The sequence below is a fragment of the Romboutsia timonensis genome, from assembly GCF_900106845.1.
GTDB lineage: Bacteria > Bacillota > Clostridia > Peptostreptococcales > Peptostreptococcaceae > Romboutsia > Romboutsia timonensis.
The window spans coordinates 982,146-1,001,674 of record NZ_LT629850.1 but is presented as its reverse complement, the minus strand read 5'-3'; the positions used below and the strand labels follow the sequence as shown (position 1 = coordinate 1,001,674).

At 25.9% G+C, this 19,529-nt stretch carries 18 protein-coding genes; 2 read left to right on the top strand and 16 right to left on the bottom strand.

Annotated features, from left to right (window positions below; all coding sequences use genetic code 11):
- Positions 1 to 15: 15 nt before the first annotated feature.
- The 10 genes from BN7997_RS07295 to BN7997_RS07250 all read right to left on the bottom strand — a co-directional run bounded on the left by BN7997_RS07295 (position 16) and on the right by BN7997_RS07250 (position 9,163).
- Entirely contained in the window at positions 16 to 807 is a 792-nt protein-coding gene (locus BN7997_RS07295) for an ABC transporter permease (RefSeq protein ID WP_143023188.1), read from the bottom strand.
- A 14-nt stretch (positions 808 to 821) separates the two neighbouring features.
- Positions 822 to 1,682 (bottom strand): ABC transporter permease, encoded by an 861-nt coding sequence (locus BN7997_RS07290; protein WP_071120169.1) that lies wholly within the window; start codon positions 1,680 to 1,682, stop codon positions 822 to 824.
- Positions 1,672 to 2,895: an ABC transporter substrate-binding protein gene (locus tag BN7997_RS07285; RefSeq protein WP_071120168.1), complete on the bottom strand. Its 1,224-nt coding sequence runs from the start codon at positions 2,893 to 2,895 to the stop codon at positions 1,672 to 1,674. Before BN7997_RS07285 ends, BN7997_RS07290 begins: the two co-directional genes overlap by 11 nt.
- Before the next feature lie 22 nt (positions 2,896 to 2,917).
- A complete protein-coding gene (locus BN7997_RS07280; protein ID WP_071120167.1) occupies positions 2,918 to 3,502 on the bottom strand; it encodes a CDP-alcohol phosphatidyltransferase family protein in 585 nt (194 codons plus the stop codon).
- 14 nt (positions 3,503 to 3,516) lie between these two features.
- Positions 3,517 to 4,182: a TVP38/TMEM64 family protein gene (locus BN7997_RS07275; protein WP_242873397.1), complete on the bottom strand. Its 666-nt coding sequence runs from the start codon at positions 4,180 to 4,182 to the stop codon at positions 3,517 to 3,519.
- A gap of 162 nt (positions 4,183 to 4,344) precedes the next feature.
- Positions 4,345 to 5,286, bottom strand: a complete 942-nt coding sequence (locus BN7997_RS07270; RefSeq protein ID WP_071119283.1) for an IS982 family transposase — start codon at positions 5,284 to 5,286, stop codon at positions 4,345 to 4,347.
- A 79-nt stretch (positions 5,287 to 5,365) separates the two neighbouring features.
- Entirely contained in the window at positions 5,366 to 6,502 is a 1,137-nt protein-coding gene (locus tag BN7997_RS07265) for a (Fe-S)-binding protein (protein ID WP_071120166.1), read from the bottom strand.
- An 89-nt stretch (positions 6,503 to 6,591) separates the two neighbouring features.
- Positions 6,592 to 7,290 (bottom strand): TVP38/TMEM64 family protein, encoded by a 699-nt coding sequence (locus BN7997_RS07260; RefSeq protein ID WP_071120165.1) that lies wholly within the window; start codon positions 7,288 to 7,290, stop codon positions 6,592 to 6,594.
- 155 nt (positions 7,291 to 7,445) lie between these two features.
- On the bottom strand, positions 7,446 to 7,985 hold the full coding sequence (locus BN7997_RS07255; RefSeq protein ID WP_071120164.1) for a hypothetical protein: 540 nt from the start codon (positions 7,983 to 7,985) through the stop codon (positions 7,446 to 7,448).
- A 275-nt stretch (positions 7,986 to 8,260) separates the two neighbouring features.
- Complete coding sequence (locus BN7997_RS07250; RefSeq protein WP_071120163.1) at positions 8,261 to 9,163, bottom strand: CPBP family intramembrane glutamic endopeptidase; 903 nt, start codon at positions 9,161 to 9,163, stop codon at positions 8,261 to 8,263.
- Positions 9,164 to 9,447: 284 nt separating this feature from the next.
- Between BN7997_RS07250 and BN7997_RS07245 the strand changes: the two genes are divergently transcribed.
- On the top strand, positions 9,448 to 9,753 hold the full coding sequence (locus BN7997_RS07245; RefSeq protein WP_071120162.1) for a DUF1540 domain-containing protein: 306 nt from the start codon (positions 9,448 to 9,450) through the stop codon (positions 9,751 to 9,753).
- A 107-nt stretch (positions 9,754 to 9,860) separates the two neighbouring features.
- Here the strand turns inward: BN7997_RS07245 and BN7997_RS07240 are convergent, their stop codons facing one another.
- A complete protein-coding gene (locus BN7997_RS07240; RefSeq protein WP_071120161.1) occupies positions 9,861 to 11,498 on the bottom strand; it encodes an ABC transporter substrate-binding protein in 1,638 nt (545 codons plus the stop codon).
- Positions 11,499 to 11,858: 360 nt separating this feature from the next.
- On the opposite strand from BN7997_RS07240, the gene BN7997_RS07235 reads away from it, so the two are divergent.
- Complete coding sequence (locus BN7997_RS07235) at positions 11,859 to 12,719, top strand: YitT family protein (RefSeq protein WP_071120160.1); 861 nt, start codon at positions 11,859 to 11,861, stop codon at positions 12,717 to 12,719.
- Positions 12,720 to 12,773: 54 nt separating this feature from the next.
- On the opposite strand, the gene BN7997_RS07230 is transcribed toward BN7997_RS07235, so the two are convergent.
- The 5 genes from BN7997_RS07230 to mutS form a co-directional block, all read right to left on the bottom strand.
- Complete coding sequence (locus tag BN7997_RS07230; protein ID WP_071120159.1) at positions 12,774 to 13,607, bottom strand: AIM24 family protein; 834 nt, start codon at positions 13,605 to 13,607, stop codon at positions 12,774 to 12,776.
- A 235-nt stretch (positions 13,608 to 13,842) separates the two neighbouring features.
- Positions 13,843 to 14,100, bottom strand: a complete 258-nt coding sequence (gene hfq, locus BN7997_RS07225; protein WP_071120158.1) for an RNA chaperone Hfq — start codon at positions 14,098 to 14,100, stop codon at positions 13,843 to 13,845.
- A gap of 72 nt (positions 14,101 to 14,172) precedes the next feature.
- Positions 14,173 to 15,105: a tRNA (adenosine(37)-N6)-dimethylallyltransferase MiaA gene (gene miaA / locus BN7997_RS07220; protein WP_071120157.1), complete on the bottom strand. Its 933-nt coding sequence runs from the start codon at positions 15,103 to 15,105 to the stop codon at positions 14,173 to 14,175.
- A 16-nt stretch (positions 15,106 to 15,121) separates the two neighbouring features.
- The gene (gene mutL / locus BN7997_RS07215; RefSeq protein WP_071120156.1) at positions 15,122 to 17,227 is read right to left on the bottom strand and encodes a DNA mismatch repair endonuclease MutL; all 2,106 of its coding nucleotides are present in this window, start codon (positions 17,225 to 17,227) and stop codon (positions 15,122 to 15,124) included.
- Between the two features lie 77 nt (positions 17,228 to 17,304).
- Positions 17,305 to 19,529 (bottom strand): DNA mismatch repair protein MutS (gene mutS, locus BN7997_RS07210; protein WP_071120155.1); only part of this gene is annotated, 2,225 nt, incomplete at its 5' end.

Below are 19,529 nucleotides of genomic sequence, written 5' to 3'. Positions count from 1 at the left end.
TTTCTCCTTAATTTCTTATATTTCAAAAAAACTGCTACTATTTTTGTAATATATTTTTATCCTTTTCTCTATTAATATTAAAACTATTATACTTGCAACTAAGAATACTATACTATACATAGAGCCTATTACTCTATCTCCACTTTGTATATATGGAAACATAATCATAGGATAAGTAATTACAGTTCCTCCTCCAATAAGCATAGTTAAGAAATATTGACTAAATACTATTATAAAGCACATGCTTGATGCTCCTAGTATGCCTGGTAGTAATAAAGGTAGTGTAACATATCTAAATACATTTATCTTACTTGCCCCAAGCATTTTTGCTTGTATTTCTAACTTATCTCCAACTAATTTATACACATCACCTATAATTCTTACGGCATAAGGTATACAAGGTAATATATTTATAATTACTACACCTAGGTATGTATTTGCTAATTTTAGCTTTATAAAAAAAATATGTACTCCCATTGCTATTGATATTGTAGGTATTATTACTGGAGATAATACTAATAATTCAAAGAATTTCTTTCCTTTAAAATTATATAAAGATAGTGCCTTAGCTGCTGGAATACTAATCACTATTGTAATAAATACAACTAAAATTGATAGTATTATGCTATTTATTAATATAGCTATATTATCTAAACTTAATATATACTGAAATCCTCTTAATGAATATCTTTGAGGTAAAAGACTTGGATATATCCAAGAACCTGTTAGACTCCAAATCCCCAATATTATTAGAGGAAATATAAAAGCTATAATAGCCAATTCTATTATTATTTTCTTTAAATTCACTTTAATATCTCCTCCTAAATTTTATATTTATTTATCTTTTCTAGAATTTTATTATACACAATAAGAAGTATAAAACTTAAACTAGATAATATAACATTTATAACCATAGCATATGACCTTTGAGATAAGTCAGAGCTTATATAACTTGTATATGCACTAACAGAAAGTACTTTAGGTGTTGTTGGCCCTATCAAAAATGGGACTTCAAATGAACCAAAAGAAAAAGCAAATAAAATTATAAATGAAGATATTATTGTTGGTGAAGCTAATGGCAATATTATATATCTAAAGCATTGTAACTTACTAGCTCCTAAATTTATCGCTACTTTTTCTAAATTATTACTTATATTTTTCAAAATATTATAAGCTGTTATAATAGTGAATGGGATTCCTTTCCATAAATATACCAATATTACTCCTACTCCATTTTTATCAGAAACTAAAGACATGAATTGAGATGAATCACTTATAATATTTAATAAATATAATATTCTTGAAATTATTCCTGATTGAGAAAATATAGTTATCATCAACATTACTACAACTATATGTGGAATTATAACAGGTAAGTTTAATAGTGATTCTTTTATTTTAGATAATTTCTCTTGTGATAAAAAATATGCTAATATCACTCCTATAAAAACTGCTACTGTAGATGATATAAATGACGTTTTTAAACTAAATATAAGAGATTCTAAAAATACAGAATCTCTTATAACTTCTTTATAAAATCTAAAACTAATATTTTCTGCACCTATATATGGCATATATTCTAAACTTTGCATTACACAGTTAGCTATTCCAAATCCCATTATACTTATTAATATAATAGCGACAGGTGCTAGTAATATATATGGTTTTAGTTTACTTTCCATTTTGTAAAACCTCTTCAGTCCATATCTTCTCTATTATAGGTACTAATCCAGCATTTAACTCTGGTAATGTCTTTCCAAATTCTGCAGTTTCGCTAAATTTAGACTTTTCTTCGTTAGGAACCTTATCCATATCTAGTACAGTCATATCGCCCCAATTAGCAGTATCAGTTTTTGAAGCCTGAGCATCTATACTCATTAAAAAGTTTATAAGTACCATAGCTCCTTCTTTGTTAGGTGCATTTTCAGGTATTGTTAAAAAGTGAGTATTACTTATATTTCCTTTATCAAATGCTATTATTTCTGTATCCTTACTATATTCATTGCTATCAATTTTTCCTTTAACAGTATTTGGTGAATAAGTCATGGTAAAGTAAACCTCACCATCTGAATACATATTATCTAATTGTGCTATGGTAGCAGGATATGTTTCTCCCTTATTCCATAAATATGGTTTAATTTCATTTAAATAATCCATAGCTGGTTGTATAACTTTTCTAACTTCATCTTCATTTTCAGGTAAGTTAATTAAGTTTTCATATCCTACTATGTCGTATATTACATTTCTTACAAATGCACTTCCTTCAAAATCAGGTAAAGCAGGATATGTAAATTTACCTGGATTTTTAATTATTGCTTCTTTTAATGTTTCAGTATCTTCTATATTTTGAGGTACTTTACCAGTATCTTTAATTACTACAAACTCTGCCTTACCCCATGGTGCTTCTAACCCATCTACAGGAGTTCCAAAATCAGTGTTTATAGTTTCTGAATTTTTGTCTATGCAATCATTAAAGTTAGGAAGTTTTTCTGTGAATGATCCAAGTAATAGATTATTCTCTTTTGCAGTTTTAAAATTTTCACCATTTATCCAAACTACGTCCATTACTCCATCTTTACTTTTAGCTTGCTTTTCTGATAATAATTTATTCATTATATCATCAATATTCATTCCTACTCTTTTTACTTTTATATCATATTTTTCTTTCATTTGTGGTATTACGTAAGTGTCAAACCACTTATTCATAACTTCATTACCACCATATCCATAAAAATTTACTGTAGTTCCTTTTGCACTTTTTAAAATTTCATCATAACTAGTATCTAGTATATTTGTATTACTATTTGCATCATTTGATTTTTGAGATTTTGAACATCCCACTAAAGATAAAATCATCATCATACATAATAGTACTATGTAAATTTTTTTCTTCATACTTATATCTCCTTATTATTTATTAATCCAGTAATCTTTTTGCCTCCAAAAATCTTTGAATTGCAGTTATTATTATTAGTATTGAAAATATATTAGTTATTATTCCTAAATAGCTTGGAATTAAAATCATAAGTGAAAAAAATATAAATCCTTCACTTCTTTCTGCCACTCCTGCTTGATAATAAAATGATTTAACTCCTTTTTTTTCACTTAGTGCTCCAACTGTTAAAAATATAGTCATAGACATAAGTATACATACAGTTAATACTATAAGATTATATCTTACATCTACAAATTTAAGCCCTAGTACTAACACTATGCTTACTTCTACAATTCTATCTGAAACAATATCTAGAAGTGTTCCAAAGGATGATGAACTATTACTTCTTCTTGCCATAGCTCCATCTACTGCATCTAAGTATCCTGATACCCAAAGTAGAGTAACTGCAATTATCTGCATATCAAAATATAAAAATATAGAAGTTGATACCCCTAGTAATAAAGCTAATATGGTTACATTATTAGGAGTTAATTTTAATTTTAAAAGAAACTCAGCTCCTAATTCAATTATTGGATTTACATATTTTCTTGCATGTGTATCTAACATTTTACCTCCTAATTTTATTTATTATTCTCTAAGTTTTTGCTAATAAATCTATTTTTTAATATTATGGATACTACTAAAAGTAATATTAAAGCTGCTATTGATAGATAAAAACTTTTGCTTCCTATATTAACCGATTGTGCTCCAATATTTACAAATACAAATATTCCCGGTATTGTTCCAAAGAAAGTTGCAAGTAAGAAATCTTTATATCTTATACTTGTTAAGCCCGAACCATAGCTAATTACATCAAATGGAAATAAAGGAATCAGCCTTAGCATAAGTACTATAAAGAATCCTCTTTCATTTATCATATTTTCTACCTTATCTAGTTTTTCTTTGGTAAGTTTTTTTACTACATTTCTTCCTAGCTTTCTAGATATATAAAATGATATTGTTCCTCCTATTAAAGCTCCAATTGCAGTATAAATATATCCATTTACTAATCCAAATATCAGACCACTTGATATTGCAAGTATTGAATCTGGAAAAAGCGTAAGGGGAACTAGAGAGAACATTATTATATATATTATTGGTCCCAACTTTCCAAAAGACTCAACATAATTTTTTATATCGTCTACTCCTAAATTCATTTTATAAACCTTATATACAACAATTGATATAAGCATCAATATAGCTATAGATATTATTACCTTATATGCTGTTTTGTATTTTTTTGTCAAAATATCACCTCTTCTTCTAAAATATTATATTACCATATTTTTGAATTAAAATCTTATTATTAATTTTTAATTAATCTATTGTGCTAGTTAAAATTTTTCCAAATAAAGTAAATTGCTTTTCGCAAAAAATAATACCTTATTATAGGTTGGTATTTGTAAATTTTAACCAAATACTAACCTTTTTATTTTAGCTATAGAATCATAATTTCCCATAAGTTTATTTATTAAAAATGAAATATTATGAGCTAAAACTTTTATCGAAGTTCTAGTTATAAATCCTAGCATTGATTTACTTTTAACTTTATTTAAATTTAATTGCTCTGTTAATTGAGAAAAGCTGGTTTCTATCCTTCTTCTGATTTTAAATATTAGTTGTCTTATTTCTTTTGGATAGTTATCTTTGCTATTACCTCTTTTTAAGAATAATAAATTTATATCTCTTTCACCTTTTAACTCAGGCGTTAGCCTTTTATTGACATATCCTTTATCACCTATAATAGAAATAGAATTATATTTATCACATAAATCCCACACTGTATTTCTATCATCTATGTTGGCTGGAGTTATAACATAGTCAGTTAAGAAACCGTCTACTGTAGTAAGTGCATGAAACTTAAATCCAAAATATGTTTGTTTCTTTGATGGACATCTACCATAAGAGGCTTCGCCTTTAAAGCACTTGCTAAAATGAGCTCTACCAAACTCACATACAGGAATAGGCATGCTGTCTATAATTCTTATATTATTAGAATACGCTTGAATATATTCTGAAATATATTCTCGTATTTCTTTAATTACAGCATGTAGATTTCGTTTAGTTCTATTAAATCTAGTTCTATCTCCTAATTTAGGAAATAGTTTTATATATTCTCTGCTCAATAAACTAAAGAATGCTTTTTCTGAGTCAATAGTCAGAAGTTCTCCAACTATACTTATAGTGATTATTTCACTATCTGAAAGCTTACACTCCTTAATATTACGTCTATTTCTAATGCTTATAGGAATAATATCGTTGTACACATCATCAACTATTGTATAAATTATAGTAAATAAATCAGTTAAATTTTCAATTTCTTGGATATAATAATTATTAAGCTCCAACATTATAGTAACCCTCCTTTAGATTAATGCTACTAATCTTAGGGTGCTATATTTGTTGGAGTTTTATTATTGTAAAAATTAACTAGCACAACGAGTTAATTAACTTTATAGATTTATATCTATTTTTCCATTTTTTTATGGTAGATATTTTATCTTGAGTAAATTTACTTTTATTTATAACATTATCATTGAACATAAAATCTAATATATGAAGAGTATTTTTATTTGCAATCATCATAGCTTCACAACAAGATTCACAATAAGATATAACTGTATCAGTTTTAGCTTCACTAGCTCTTTTATTAGTTTGCTCTAAAGCTAGTTTAGGATTTGTTACTCTAAGCATACCTCCAGATCCACAACACTCTGTATTTTCTCTACTTTTATCAAATTCTACTATTTTAATCCCCAAAGATTTTAATATCAATCTAACACTATCATGAATTTTTGGTTCATATCTTATAGGACATGGATCATGTAAACTAAATTTAATATCTAAATCATTATAATGATTTATTAAATTTTTAGGAATTGAATTTTCATTTATAACTTCCCATATAGTTTTTACTTTAACTGATTTGCTATATTTTTTTATGGTGTTAAAACAATTTGGACATGCTACTATAACTTCTTCAATTTTATTTTCTAAAAATAAATTTTCTACCTGAGAATAATATATTTTAAATTTATCCACATCTCCCATTGATAAGGTTGGTTTACCGCAGCATTTAAATGCTATTGATAAATCATCTATGTTTTTCTTTAAATACTCATATGCTTTTAAAACTATTTCCGGGCTATAACTTGATAAACTGCATCCTGGAAAGAATAATTTCTTAGTACTTTTATTTGAAAAAGACTTTGAAAATACAGGCGAAAAACTATTAATCTGATGAAATTTTACACTATTATATCCAATATCATTTATATTTTTTTTATCATTATTAAAAATATCTTTTCTCATATCATAAAACATTTCTTTTATTTTTATATCTTTAGGACATTTTAAGTTGCATACTTCGCAAGAAGAACAAGAATAAGGTATATTTTTATCTACACCTTTATCTGTTATTATTTTTTTCATAAGTTCTTTTGGCGATGAAGAGTATTTACTCATCATCGGACATGAATTATAGCATTTTTTGCAGTTTATACAATTATTTTCATTTATTTTTATCTCTTCTAGAGTTTTTTCATTTAAATTTATTATTTTAATCATTTATCCTCCTATAAAAAATTAACTTTACTAATCTAAAATGCAAAGGGCTATTCTATATTTAGAAAAGCCATCTACTAATTAGTATAACTTTAAATTTTACTTTTTTTCTCATTATATATTTGCTTTAAAAGATGTACAAGTACACTTATTGCAAATAAAGTCATAATTCCTATCATCATAAGCTTTGCTCCACCTGTAAGCATTCCACCTACATATGAATAAACTATTGTAGCTGGAAGCTGTCCTATACCTGTTGCAATAAAGAAAGGTATAAACTTCATTGAAGTAAGCCCTGCACCATAACTTACTAAATCAAAAGATATAAATGGAAGTAATCTGGCTATCAATATAGTATGCTTGCCATATTTTCCTAAAAACTCATCTATATTTTTTAAAGCAAGTTTACTTGTAAGTCTTTCAACTGTATCTCTTCCTAAAAACCTAGCTATATAAAAACATAATGCTGCTCCCACCATAGCACTTGTCCATGAAAGTATTGCTCCATTTACCCATCCAAACAAAGCCGCATTAGCAAAAGTTATTATAAAAGCTGGAAGCGGTGCTGCTACTGATTGTAATATCATAAGCAAAAATGATATTACTGGTGCCCACATACCAAATGATAATATATATTTCTTAAGTCCTTCTAAATCTAATTTAGTTAAGTATGATACCATGTTATTTATAACTTCATTTACTGGATTTACAAATATGTATACTCCAATTAAAAGTACTATTATTAATGCAGTTATACAAAATGATTTATTTAAAGTTTTATTATTATTCATAATTATACATTTTTCTCCTTTTAGTTTTATATTTAATATACTTATATCTTTATATATTATCAAGTACTTTTTAATCATTTATAATTTATAATATTAAAATTAAACTAAAAAAGGCTGAACTTTATATAAGTTCAGCCCTTTTAAAGGCAATCTGTCTATATATCCAACATAAGTTGTTCAAATCCACAATCATAAACATCTTTTTTAATATTTTTTTTCTTTAATGGCTTTATAACATTCATTCTTGTTAAAAGTTTTTTTAATGATACCACATTATTTATAGATATGTTTTCATTATTTACATTTAATGAATATCCCACACTAGTTTTACTTATAACCAATTTAGGATTTTCTAGATTTAAAGATACTATACGTGCTCCATTATATTCTACAGAAAAAGTATCTTTATTTTTCGAAAAAATATCTATTAATTCATCTTTTATAGACTTGTTATTTTTAATTTTATCATTATTGTTTAAAACATTCATTTTTACTAAAAGAGGCTCTATTGACTTTAAATCATTTAAATATATAGGACCACCTTTTAAGTAAATACAGTATCCCTTATTTGATGCTTGTATTGTTACATCTTTTTCACTTATAAATACTGATTCTATTTTACCATTTGTATATTTAACTGTATATGATTTAGTTATTTTAGATAATATATTTGTGATTTTACTTGGTAAATACATAGTATCCCTCTTTTATTTTATTTTTATCTAAAATATATCATTTATTTATAAATTTTACAAGTTTATCATATTTTCTATATATCATTTTTGAGCAAGGATATATCGTTGGCAAAATTAGTTAAGCGAAATTTTTATAATTATATATTTATAATATACCATATATTGTAAATTTAACTAACTTTAATAGCTAAAATTTAATTTTGTTTTACTGGTTAATATTTTTAGTATATAGTCTCTATTATAAAAGTAAACTTTTTAAATAAATAAGGAAATATCTATATAGATATTTCCTCCATTTCTTTATCCATCTTATTTATTTTAATTAAACAAATAATTCCTACTACTATAAATCCAACTCCACCTAAAATCCCTACTGGACTTGGTCCTATAAATGGATTAACTCTAGGTACTGCTATAAATACAGTTGAAAAACTTGCAAACCCATTTATCATACCATGTGAAAGCACCGCTGGTATACAACTTTTAGTCTTAAATGTCATATATGATAAAAAGGCAGATACAACTACACAAAATACTATCATTGCAAGTATTCCTCCCCAAGGTGCACCAAAATAACCTAATCCATAATTATGTCCCATAGCTATCATAGGCGCATGCCATATCCCCCATATAACACCACTTTTAATAGTAGATTTTAAATATGAATATTTTTCATTAAGCGTTGGAAGTAAAAATCCTCTCCATCCCAATTCTTCTCCTAGACAAGCTATAAAATTTAATATAGGTGCAAGTAAAACTGCTATTATCATTTGCATTATAAGCAATGATCTTAATTCTTCTACTGATGGTGCTACCTGACCCATAGCTACCATTTGATCTTGTGTTAATTTTATAAATGTTGACATACTTAAATCAAAATGAGATGGAAACACTAAATAATACACTCCTGCTCCTAATACAATAAGTATTGCAGGTAAAAACCAAGCTATTAAATAAAATTTTTTATTATTTTTAAAGTTTGGTTTTATCCATAAATCTTTAATATTTTCCTTAGTTATAAAGCTAGTTAAAATTGCTGATATTGCTGGAATTATCATACATACCATAAGTACTATCTGAGCCAGTGGATTTTGATATCCACCATTTCCCATTAACCAAAAGGCTATACTCCATGTAGCTACAAAAGTTATACTCAGAAAAATATTAACTTTTTTCATAATCAATCCCCCTTTTCTGTTTTATTTGTTATATATATAATATAACAATATTTTTCATACGTCTATTAAATTATATTATTTTTCACTTTAAGTAATACCTTATTAATAACTTTATTATAAAATTTCAATTTATTATTTTATTAAAATACACTTATTATCTATTAAATTTAAGTAATATTCATACTATAATTTTCCTTAACTATGATTTATCTTCCTATTATATTTTTTTTAATTTATCAGATAATAGATTATATAAATAAATAAATAAATAGGAGGTACATAAAATGTCAAATGGAAATTTAAACTGTTCTGCAACTAATTGTGGACATAATAACTCGGGATTATGTTATGCTGGTGGTATAAATGTAGGTGGTCATAATGCTAATACAACTTCTAATACTTACTGCTCTTCTTTCGTAGACCAAGATAATACTTATTTTACAAATTGTGCTAATTGCAGTTGTACTAAACCTGAACAAATAAAATGTGATGCTGTTAACTGTACTTATAATGAAGATAAGAATTGCGTTGCTGACAGTGTTCAAATAAATGCACACGATACAAGTTGTGAAACTTTTGTATCTAGATAATAAAAAAGCTGATCTATTTAAGGATCAGCTTTTTATTATCATATATATTTTATTTATATTATAAATTTATTTATCATAAAAACTACTTTTGTCAATATTTTAAAAATCTATTTTCTATCTTGATTAGTAGTTAAAAATATTGTTGCTGCATTAGGGAATAGTTTAAAATCTTTTGAGTCCTTAAATTTATCAACGTACTCTGAATTAATCTGAACTATATCTATTTCTCCTGCTTCAAATAAACTAACACCCGCTTGAACATCTTTTACAACTTTAGCGTTTATAGTTGATAAATTAACCTCTTTCTTATCCCAATAGTTTGGATTTTTTTCCATAGTAAATTGATCTTCTGTTTTCCACTTTGTTAATACAAAAGGGCCATTATATAAAGTTGTATCCTTTGAAGTTCCATAGCTTTCTCCCATCTTTGTTACAAACTCTTCATTTTGAGGGAAAAATACAGGGAATGATACTAGTTTATCAAAGTAATTTATAGGTTTATTTAAAGTTATTTCTAATGTATAATCATCTAATGCTTTAACTCCTACAGTAGAGGCATCTGTACTTTCAGACTTGTTAAATTCTTTAGCACCCTTTATATCATACATAATAAATGCATATTCAGATGCTGTTTCTGGATTTAATGTTCTTTTTATTGCAAATTCAAAGTCATTTGCTGTTACAGGATCTCCATTAGACCAATTTTGATCTTTTCTTAGATTAAATGTCCATACTAATCCATCTTCGGATACACTCCAATCCTTAGCCATACCTGGAACTACCTTATCATTTTCATCAACTCTTACTAATCCTTCCATAGTTGCATTTATAACATCAAATGCAACAGTATCTTCAACTTTACTACTATCTAAAGCTTGTATATCAGTTTGAACTGCCACATTTAATATTTCTTTATCTTTTATCTTAGCCCATTTATAAGTAGTTCTAGCACCATAATTATTATATATAAGATTTGATATTTCTTCTCTTTGTAAATATGCTAGACTTTCTTGATATAAAGGTATACATACCGCATCATCAAGTAATGCCTTTTCAGCTTTAGCATAATAACTAAATGCTTCATCTATATCAGTACATTGCTTAGCTTTATTTAATTCTTCATTGAAAATTTTATTATCATAATTTGTATTATTTGCAAATACACCTTCTGGCGTATATGTATCTAAAAATGTTAATGGATCAGGATAATCAGCTCCCCATTTGCAAATTTGAAGGTTATATTCTCCCTCTGAGCTTAATTGACTTTTTTGTTTTTGAGGTACTTGTTTTAATTTAACAGTTAATCCATCTAAATTACTTTCTAGAGCATTTTGAAGATATTCACTTATCCTTTTATTCATTTCAACATCATTAGTTAATATTTCTATAGTTACATTATCAAAATCTAACTCTTCTTTAGATTTTTGCCAATATTCTTTTGCCTTTTCTAAATCATAATTAATACCTTGGTCTCCCACTAAATCTCTATAATCATTACCATCTTTATTATAAGCTAAGTTTGTTGGTACAAAATTTGATGATCCAATAGATCCATCATTTAAAATTATTTTAGTAAACTCTTCTCTGTCTATTGACATAGCTATTGCTTTTCTTGAATTAATGTTAGATAGAAGTTGTGCAGATGTTATTGTATTTTCTTTTACATTACCATTTTGTGTACATCCTACCGACAATACTCCTGTTGTTAAAGCTAATACTAGCATTGAACTTAATTTCTTAACCAATTATATGCCCCCTTATATAATTATTAAATTATATTCCTATTCATACTATTAAAAATAGTTTCTCACTATTCCAATATATAATATAAACTAAAAATAAATAACTTATATATATTTTGATTTTGTAAAATATATATAAGCTAACTATATTCTATAAGTTATCCATATCCTTTTATTTATTAATAATATTTTAATACCTGCTCAATAATTTATCTAACTTTTATTCTATATATCTGTAAATCATTTTATTATTATTTTTTCAAATGTTCATTATTTTAAATATTAACGCATATATTATTATAATGTAAGTACATACAATAAAATTCTATTTATATAAAATTTATTATAGGGGGTGAGATTTTTATGTTTAGCAGAAACATCAAATTCTTGCAAGAATTATTATTTTTATCTATAGGTTGCTTTTTTATGTCACTTTCCCTAAGTGTCTTTTTTGAACCTCACTTAATAGCACCTGGTGGTATAACTGGTTTATCAATTGTTATAAATTCAATTAGCGGTGTTCCTTTATGGGTACTTAACTTATGTTTTAATATTCCTCTTTTTATAATTGCTTACAAAATATTATCTAAAGAAGAAATCATAAAAACTTTACTTGGAGTTCTCTTACTTACTTTATGTCTAAATTTTACATCAAAACTAAGTAATATAAATGCTACAAATGACCCATTACTTGCATGTATTGTAGGATCTGTATTAAATGGAATAGGGCTTGGAATTATATTTAGAATCAATGGTACTACTGGAGGAACAGACTTAATTGGACTTTTAGTTAATAAATTTTTACCGTCTATAAGTATTGCAGTATTAATGGGGATAGCTGACTTTATAGTTATTTTCTTATCAGGTATAGTATCTAAGGAGATTGAAATAGCACTTTACTCTGGATTGGCTTTATTTCTTACAGTTAAAGTTACTGATTTTATAGTTGATGGATTTAATTATTCAAGATCATTTACTATTATATCTAATAAATCTGATGAAATTACTTATTCTATAATGGAGAGACTTGAAAGAGGTGTAACTATTTTAAAAGGTGAAGGTGGTTATACTAAAAATGAAAAAGATATTCTATTAGTAGTTGTTTCAAAACGTCAAGTTGTAACTTTAAAAAAAATTATTAAATCTATTGATCCCTATGCTTTTATTATAGTATCTGATGTTCACGAGACCTTAGGCGAAGGTTTTTCTAATATAAATGTTTAATGTAAATGCCCTATAGTCTAGATAATAATAATCTATCCTATAGGGCATTTAATATTAGCCTCTTTGACGAGGTGTTGGGTTATTCATAGAATTATTATTAGTTGGAAGGCCATATCTCATCTTTTCATACATAGCTTGAGTAGGGGCTATCCAAATTTTACCTTCACCACTAAATGTATTTAAGAATCCTTCACCATTTATAGCTGAACCAAATAGACTTTTATCTGATTTTGTAACGCTAAAGTTTACACCTTTAGTTCTAGCTATAGCAAAGTTTCCATCGACCTTTAATTCTTCACCTTTACTTATTTCACATTCTACTATTTCTGACTTTGGTACACTACATTCAAGTATAACTACCCCTGAACCAGTTAATTCTATTTGGAATAATCCTTCTCCTCCAAGTAATGTTGATGAAATATTTTTTTGCATAACCCCTTTAACAGTTATATCCTCTGAACAACAATAAAACATTCCTTTATCAACGATTATACTTTCATCATTTAATTCCATTATTATATAATGTTTATATGATGGTTCTAAAAGAATCTCTCCACTTCCACTATAAGTAGGCTTTATAGCACTTTCATTTGTTATACTTCCTGAAACAGCCTTTTTAAAAAGACCTCCTACACCACCAATATTACTTTTAGATTGTATATTTCCTTTATAGTAATAAAGTGCTCCTGCTTCAGTTTTTACTGCACTATTATTTAACTTTATTCTTACTTGCTTCATTTTTAATCCAGCTTGACTCGCAAAAAATAGACCCATAGCTGTTTCTACATTTTGAGCTCCTTCTAGATTATTGTATGCTATTATTTCAAAATCTACACCATCATATGATATACTGTCGATTATACTTATCTTTTCATCTAATCTATTCATTTCAATCTCCTTATTATTTATCTATTAAAGCTTGAATCTTATAATTAAAATATTGTATATACATTATATCATATATCTCTTATTACTCAAAAATCAATATATTTATTATCTATGCATTTTTTACGCTTATAAAGTCATTGATATTACTTATATTCATTAGTTATCTAAATTTTTCATGATATAATTTCTTTATACGTAAAAAATGAACCAAATTTTATTTGGTTCATCTTATTATCTATTTATTAAATCCATTATTTTGTTGATTATTATTTTGCATATTTATATGTCTAGATGGTTGTATAGTTGATACTGCATGTTTATATATCATATTTTGTTGTCTTTTTTCGTCTTCTAACATTATTATATAACTATCGAACCCTTTTACTTGCCCATTTACTTTAACCCCATTCATTAAATATATTGTAACAGGTATTCTTTCTTTTCTAGCATTATTTAAAAATAAATCCTGTAAATTTATAGCTGTATTTTTCATTTGTATATATCCTCCCGATAATTTAATTGAAGTAGTAAAATTTACCATTCCTTTTATTATATTTTATATAATTTATAGCATTTTTTCAATATGCATAATTATATCATTTTTAAGTACTTGACTGTCACTATATTCATCTAAGTTAAACCACTTAGCATCGTCATATCTTCTAAACCAAGTTAACTGACGCTTTGCATACCTTCTTGAGTCTCTTTTTATTATGTCTATAGCCTCATCTAATGTATACTCACCATCTAAATATTTTATTATTTCTTTATATCCTATACCCTGCATAGATATCATATCTTTTGTATATCCCATTTTAAGTAAGTTTTTAACTTCATTTATTAAACCATTATCCATCATTATATCTACACGCTTATTTATTCTTTCGTATAGATGTTCTCTTTCTCTATTTAAAACTATTATTATAGGATTATATTTTTCATTAAACTTTAAGTCCTTAGAAAAATCATTCATCTTTTCTCCACTTAAACAAACTTCAAGAGCTCTTATAACTCTTTTAGTATTATTTTTATGGATTCTCTGTGCAGCTTCAGGGTCTAATTCTTTTAATTTATTATGCATATAGTCTATTCCATTTTCTTCAAGTTCTATTCTTAATTTTTCTCGAAGCTCATTATTTGCATCAGATTTTGCAAAATCCATATTATAAATTAATGAATTTAAATAAAGTCCAGTTCCTCCTGTTACTAAAACTTTTTTATTTTCATCATTTATTTTTTGTATATAATCATCTGCCCTTTTTTGAAACTCAGAAACTGAAAATACATAATCTGGAGTTACTTCATCTACTAAGTAGTGTTTTACTCCTTGCATTTCATCGATTGTTACCTTAGCACTTCCTATATCCATATATTTATATATTTGCATTGAATCTGCAGATATAATTTCAGCATTTAGCTCTTTTGCAAGGTCTATTGATAAGTTAGTTTTTCCAACTGCTGTTGGTCCTGTAAGTATTATAATTGGAATTTTTTTCATATTAATCCTCTCTAAACTACATAATTCGTTTGAACATTTTTTCTATTTCCGTTTTCGTTATTTCTACTATTGTTGGTCTACCATGAGGGCATGTAAAAGGATTTTCACAAGTTTCAAGTTCATTAAGTAAACTTCTTATTTCCATACTTTGAATTCTGTCATTTGCTTTTATAGCTGCTCTACACGCCATAGATGCAAATTTTTCTCCTTTTAACTCATAGTTGTTTTTTATTTCTTCTATATTATCTATTATTTGTAGTATAAATTTTTCAGATTCAGGAACACCGAATATAGTTGGTACACATCTTATCATTATATGATTTTTACCAAATAATTCAATTTCAAAACCAAATTTCATAAATAAATCTAAATTATTTTCAACATGTAACATATCTATATTAGATAATTCAAGCACTATTGGATCTAGTAACATCTGCATATTTATACTAGATTTATAGAACTTGTCCATATATCTTTCATAAAGTATTTTCTCATGGGCTGCATGTTGATCAAGCAAATACATAGAGTTTCCTTTAGACAATATTATATAGGTATCAAATATTGTTCCTATAACATTATATCCTGCTAATGAAAACTTATTAGATGGAGTTTCTTCAAAAAATTGTTCTTGAATATTGTCCTCTATTTTTCCTATTTCTTTTGTAAATTTACTACTATATTCATCTTTATTTATATATTCACTACTAGACTTATAATTTAAATTATTTTCTTCATACTCATTATCCTGATTATATAAGCTTTCTTGATATTCTTTATCTAACTTTTCTATATCTTCAATAGAAAAAGAATTTTCTAAGCTAATATTACCTTCTATTATATATTCAGAACTAGAATCTTCTTTTATTATCTTTATATTATCTAATTCATTTATATTAGCTGTTGATTTTTTCTCATATATATATTCTTTATCTTTTTCTGTGTTATTTTCACTTTTTATAATATCATTAAATGACATAAATGAATCTATTGGCCTTTCGTAATTTTTCTCAATTACTTTTATATCCTCAAACTCTTTATTTTCATATATGTTTTTACTTTGATTGCTATTTTCTTTTACTAAAATATTTTTAGTTTCTTCTTTTTTATCATATGTTTCATATTTTCCTATTAATGATACTGAGAGTAAAGTTTTTCTTAGTATATCTCTAAGTTCAATATACATTTCCTTTTCATTTTCAAATTTAACTTCAAGCTTTGTTGGATGTATATTAACATCTATACTAGCAGGATTTATAGTTAATTGTATAAAACATATTGAATGTTTATTTATAGGTATAATACCTTTATAAGCTTCACTTATAACATCTAAAACTATCTTGCTTTTTACAAATCTTTTATTTATATATATATGTTGTAAATTTTTATTAGATCTATATATATTGTTGTTTCCTATATATCCACTTATCTTAAAATATTTACACTCATGATTTATCTCTATTAAATTCTCACAAATTTCTTTTCCATATATACTTCTTATAACACTTAATAATTTGTTATCTCCTGGTGTTGTAAGCATAGATTTATTATTATTAACATATTTAAATTGAACATGTGGATTTCCTATTGCAAGTTTATTTATTAAATCACTTATATTTATAGTTTCAGCATGAGTTGATTTTAAGAACTTTTGACGAGCTGGTGTATTAAAAAATATATCTTTTATTATAATAGTTGTACCATTATGAGTTCCTACTGGCTCTTTAGATACTATATTTCCACCTTCAACTATAACTTTAGTTCCTATAGGCTCATCCTTTATTTTAGTTATCATTTCAAGTTTTGATACAGCACTAATAGATGCTAATGCTTCTCCTCTAAATCCAAGAGAATATAAATCATATAAATCATCTATATTTTTAATCTTACTTGTAGCATGTCTTAAAAATGATTTATCAACTTCACTAGATGCTATCCCACAACCATTGTCAGTTATTCTTATAAGTTTTTTTCCACCATCTTGTATATCTATAACTACTTTAGTACTTCCTGCATCAATAGAGTTTTCTATTAATTCTTTAACTACAGAAGAAGGTCTTTCAACGACCTCTCCTGCAGCTATTTTATTTATAGTTAAATCATCTAGTATATTAATTCTATTCATATTGTCCTCCCCTTTTTCTAACGTATTAGCTTAATATATTTCGCTAATTTAAAATTAATTTTAGGGTTCTTCAACTCTTAATTGTTTTTAGCTTTCTTTTGTAATGAATATAATGCATTTATTGCATCTAGTGGAGTCATATTAAGCAAGTCTAAGTTTAATATTTCATCCTTTAAATTGTTATCACCTATAGTGTCGAAACTCATTTGAGTTACTGCTATTTGTGAATTTGCTTCATTATCTTTAATTTTTTTAGATAAATCTTTATTTTCTATAGTTAATTTATCATTTTTAGATTTAATATCTTCATAGTTTTTAACTAAAGATTCATGTTCTAATTTTAAACTTTCGAATTCTTCTTTAAAGCTATTTTCTTTTAAAGTTAATATTTCTTTTTCTAACTCTTTTATATTTTCAATATATAATTTATCATTATTGCTTGATGAAATTTCTGCATTATTTATAGTTTCTAAAACTCTATCAATATCTTTATTTATAGCTACACTATTGTATATGTGATTTTTTTCTAAATCACTTAATATTTCTCTTGATCTATTTATAACTTCATCTGGAAGCTTTGCAAGTTTTGCAACATATATACCATAACTCTTATCCGCTCCAGTTGGTATTATTTTTCTTAAGAATATTATATTATCATCATCTTCTTTAACTGCTATAGAGTAGTTTTTAACTTCGCTAAATTCATTTTCAAGGTCAGTTAATTCATGATAATGTGTTGCAAATAATGTTTTACATTTTATTTTACTTTGAATATACTCAACTATCGACCATGCTAAGCTTATACCATCATAAGTACTTGTCCCTCTTCCGATTTCATCAAGTATTACTAAACTTTTATCTGTAGCATTTTTAAGTATATGAGACACTTCACTCATTTCAACCATAAATGTTGATTGTCCTTGAGACAAGTCATCACTTGCCCCAACTCTTGTAAATATTCTATCAAGTATTGGTATATTTGCATATTCTGCTGGTACAAATGATCCAATATGTGCCATTAAAGCAATTACTGCAGTTTGTCTCATATATGTTGACTTACCTGCCATGTTTGGTCCTGTTATTATGTTTATTATATTTTCACCAGTATTTAAATAAGTGTCATTCGGAACGAAATTTTCTTCTCCCACTATATTTTCAACTACTGGATGACGACCATTTTTTATATCTAATTTATCATCTTCATTTATATTAGGTCTTACATAATTGTTTATATAAGCTACAGTAGCTAATGATACAAATACATCTATATTTGCTATAGTTTTAGATACTTTTTGTATTCTATCTATATTTTTATATATTTCATTCCTTATATTTACAAATATTTCATATTCTAAAGACTTAATCTTTTCTTCAGCATTTAGTATTTTATCTTCTATTTCCTTAAGCTTCGGAGTTATAAATCGTTCTGCATTACTTAGTGTTTGCTTTCTTATATAAGACTCATCAATTTTAGCAGTATTTAAATTAGCTTTAGTTATTTCGATAAAGTAACCAAACACTTTATTAAATCCTATTTTAAGGGATTTAACACCAGTTTTTTCTCTTTCTTCATTTTCGATTTCTTTTATCATATATGCTCCGTTTTTAGAGATGTCACGAAGCTCTTTTAATTCTTCATTAAAATCTGATTTTATTATATTACCATCCTTTAATGTTATTGATGGTTCTTCAAGTATAGACTGATTAATAAGGTTGTATAAATCATTTAAATCATCTAAGTATTTTATATAATCTTTAAGCATAGATGCACTTGATGAATTTATAGTCTCTTTTAATATAGGTAATTTTTCTATAGAGTTTTTAAGGTGAATCATTTCCTTTGCTGTTACTTTTTCAAAGGCTATTTTTCCACATATTCTTTCTATATCGTATACATTTTTTAAGATTTCATTTAAGTCTTCACGAAGCATAAAGTCATCTTTAATTTCTTGTATAACATTTAATCTTTCATCTATTTTAGCTTTATTAACTAATGGCTCTTCTACATATTTTCTAAGAAGTCTTCCCCCCATAGCAGTAGATGTTTTATCTAATACATGTAAAAGTGAACCTTTTTTCTTATTTCCTCTTATAGTCCCTGTAAGTTCAAGGTTAACTCTTGTAAACATATCAAGTACCATATATTCACTTGAGTTGTATATATTTATGTTATTTATATTTGATGTAACTTGCTTTTGAGTGTTAAATATATAGTTTAAAAGTATAGATAAGCTATATTTTATTAAATCTTTATCATCAAATTTTATATTGCTTAAATATTCATCGCTAAAGTACTCATTAA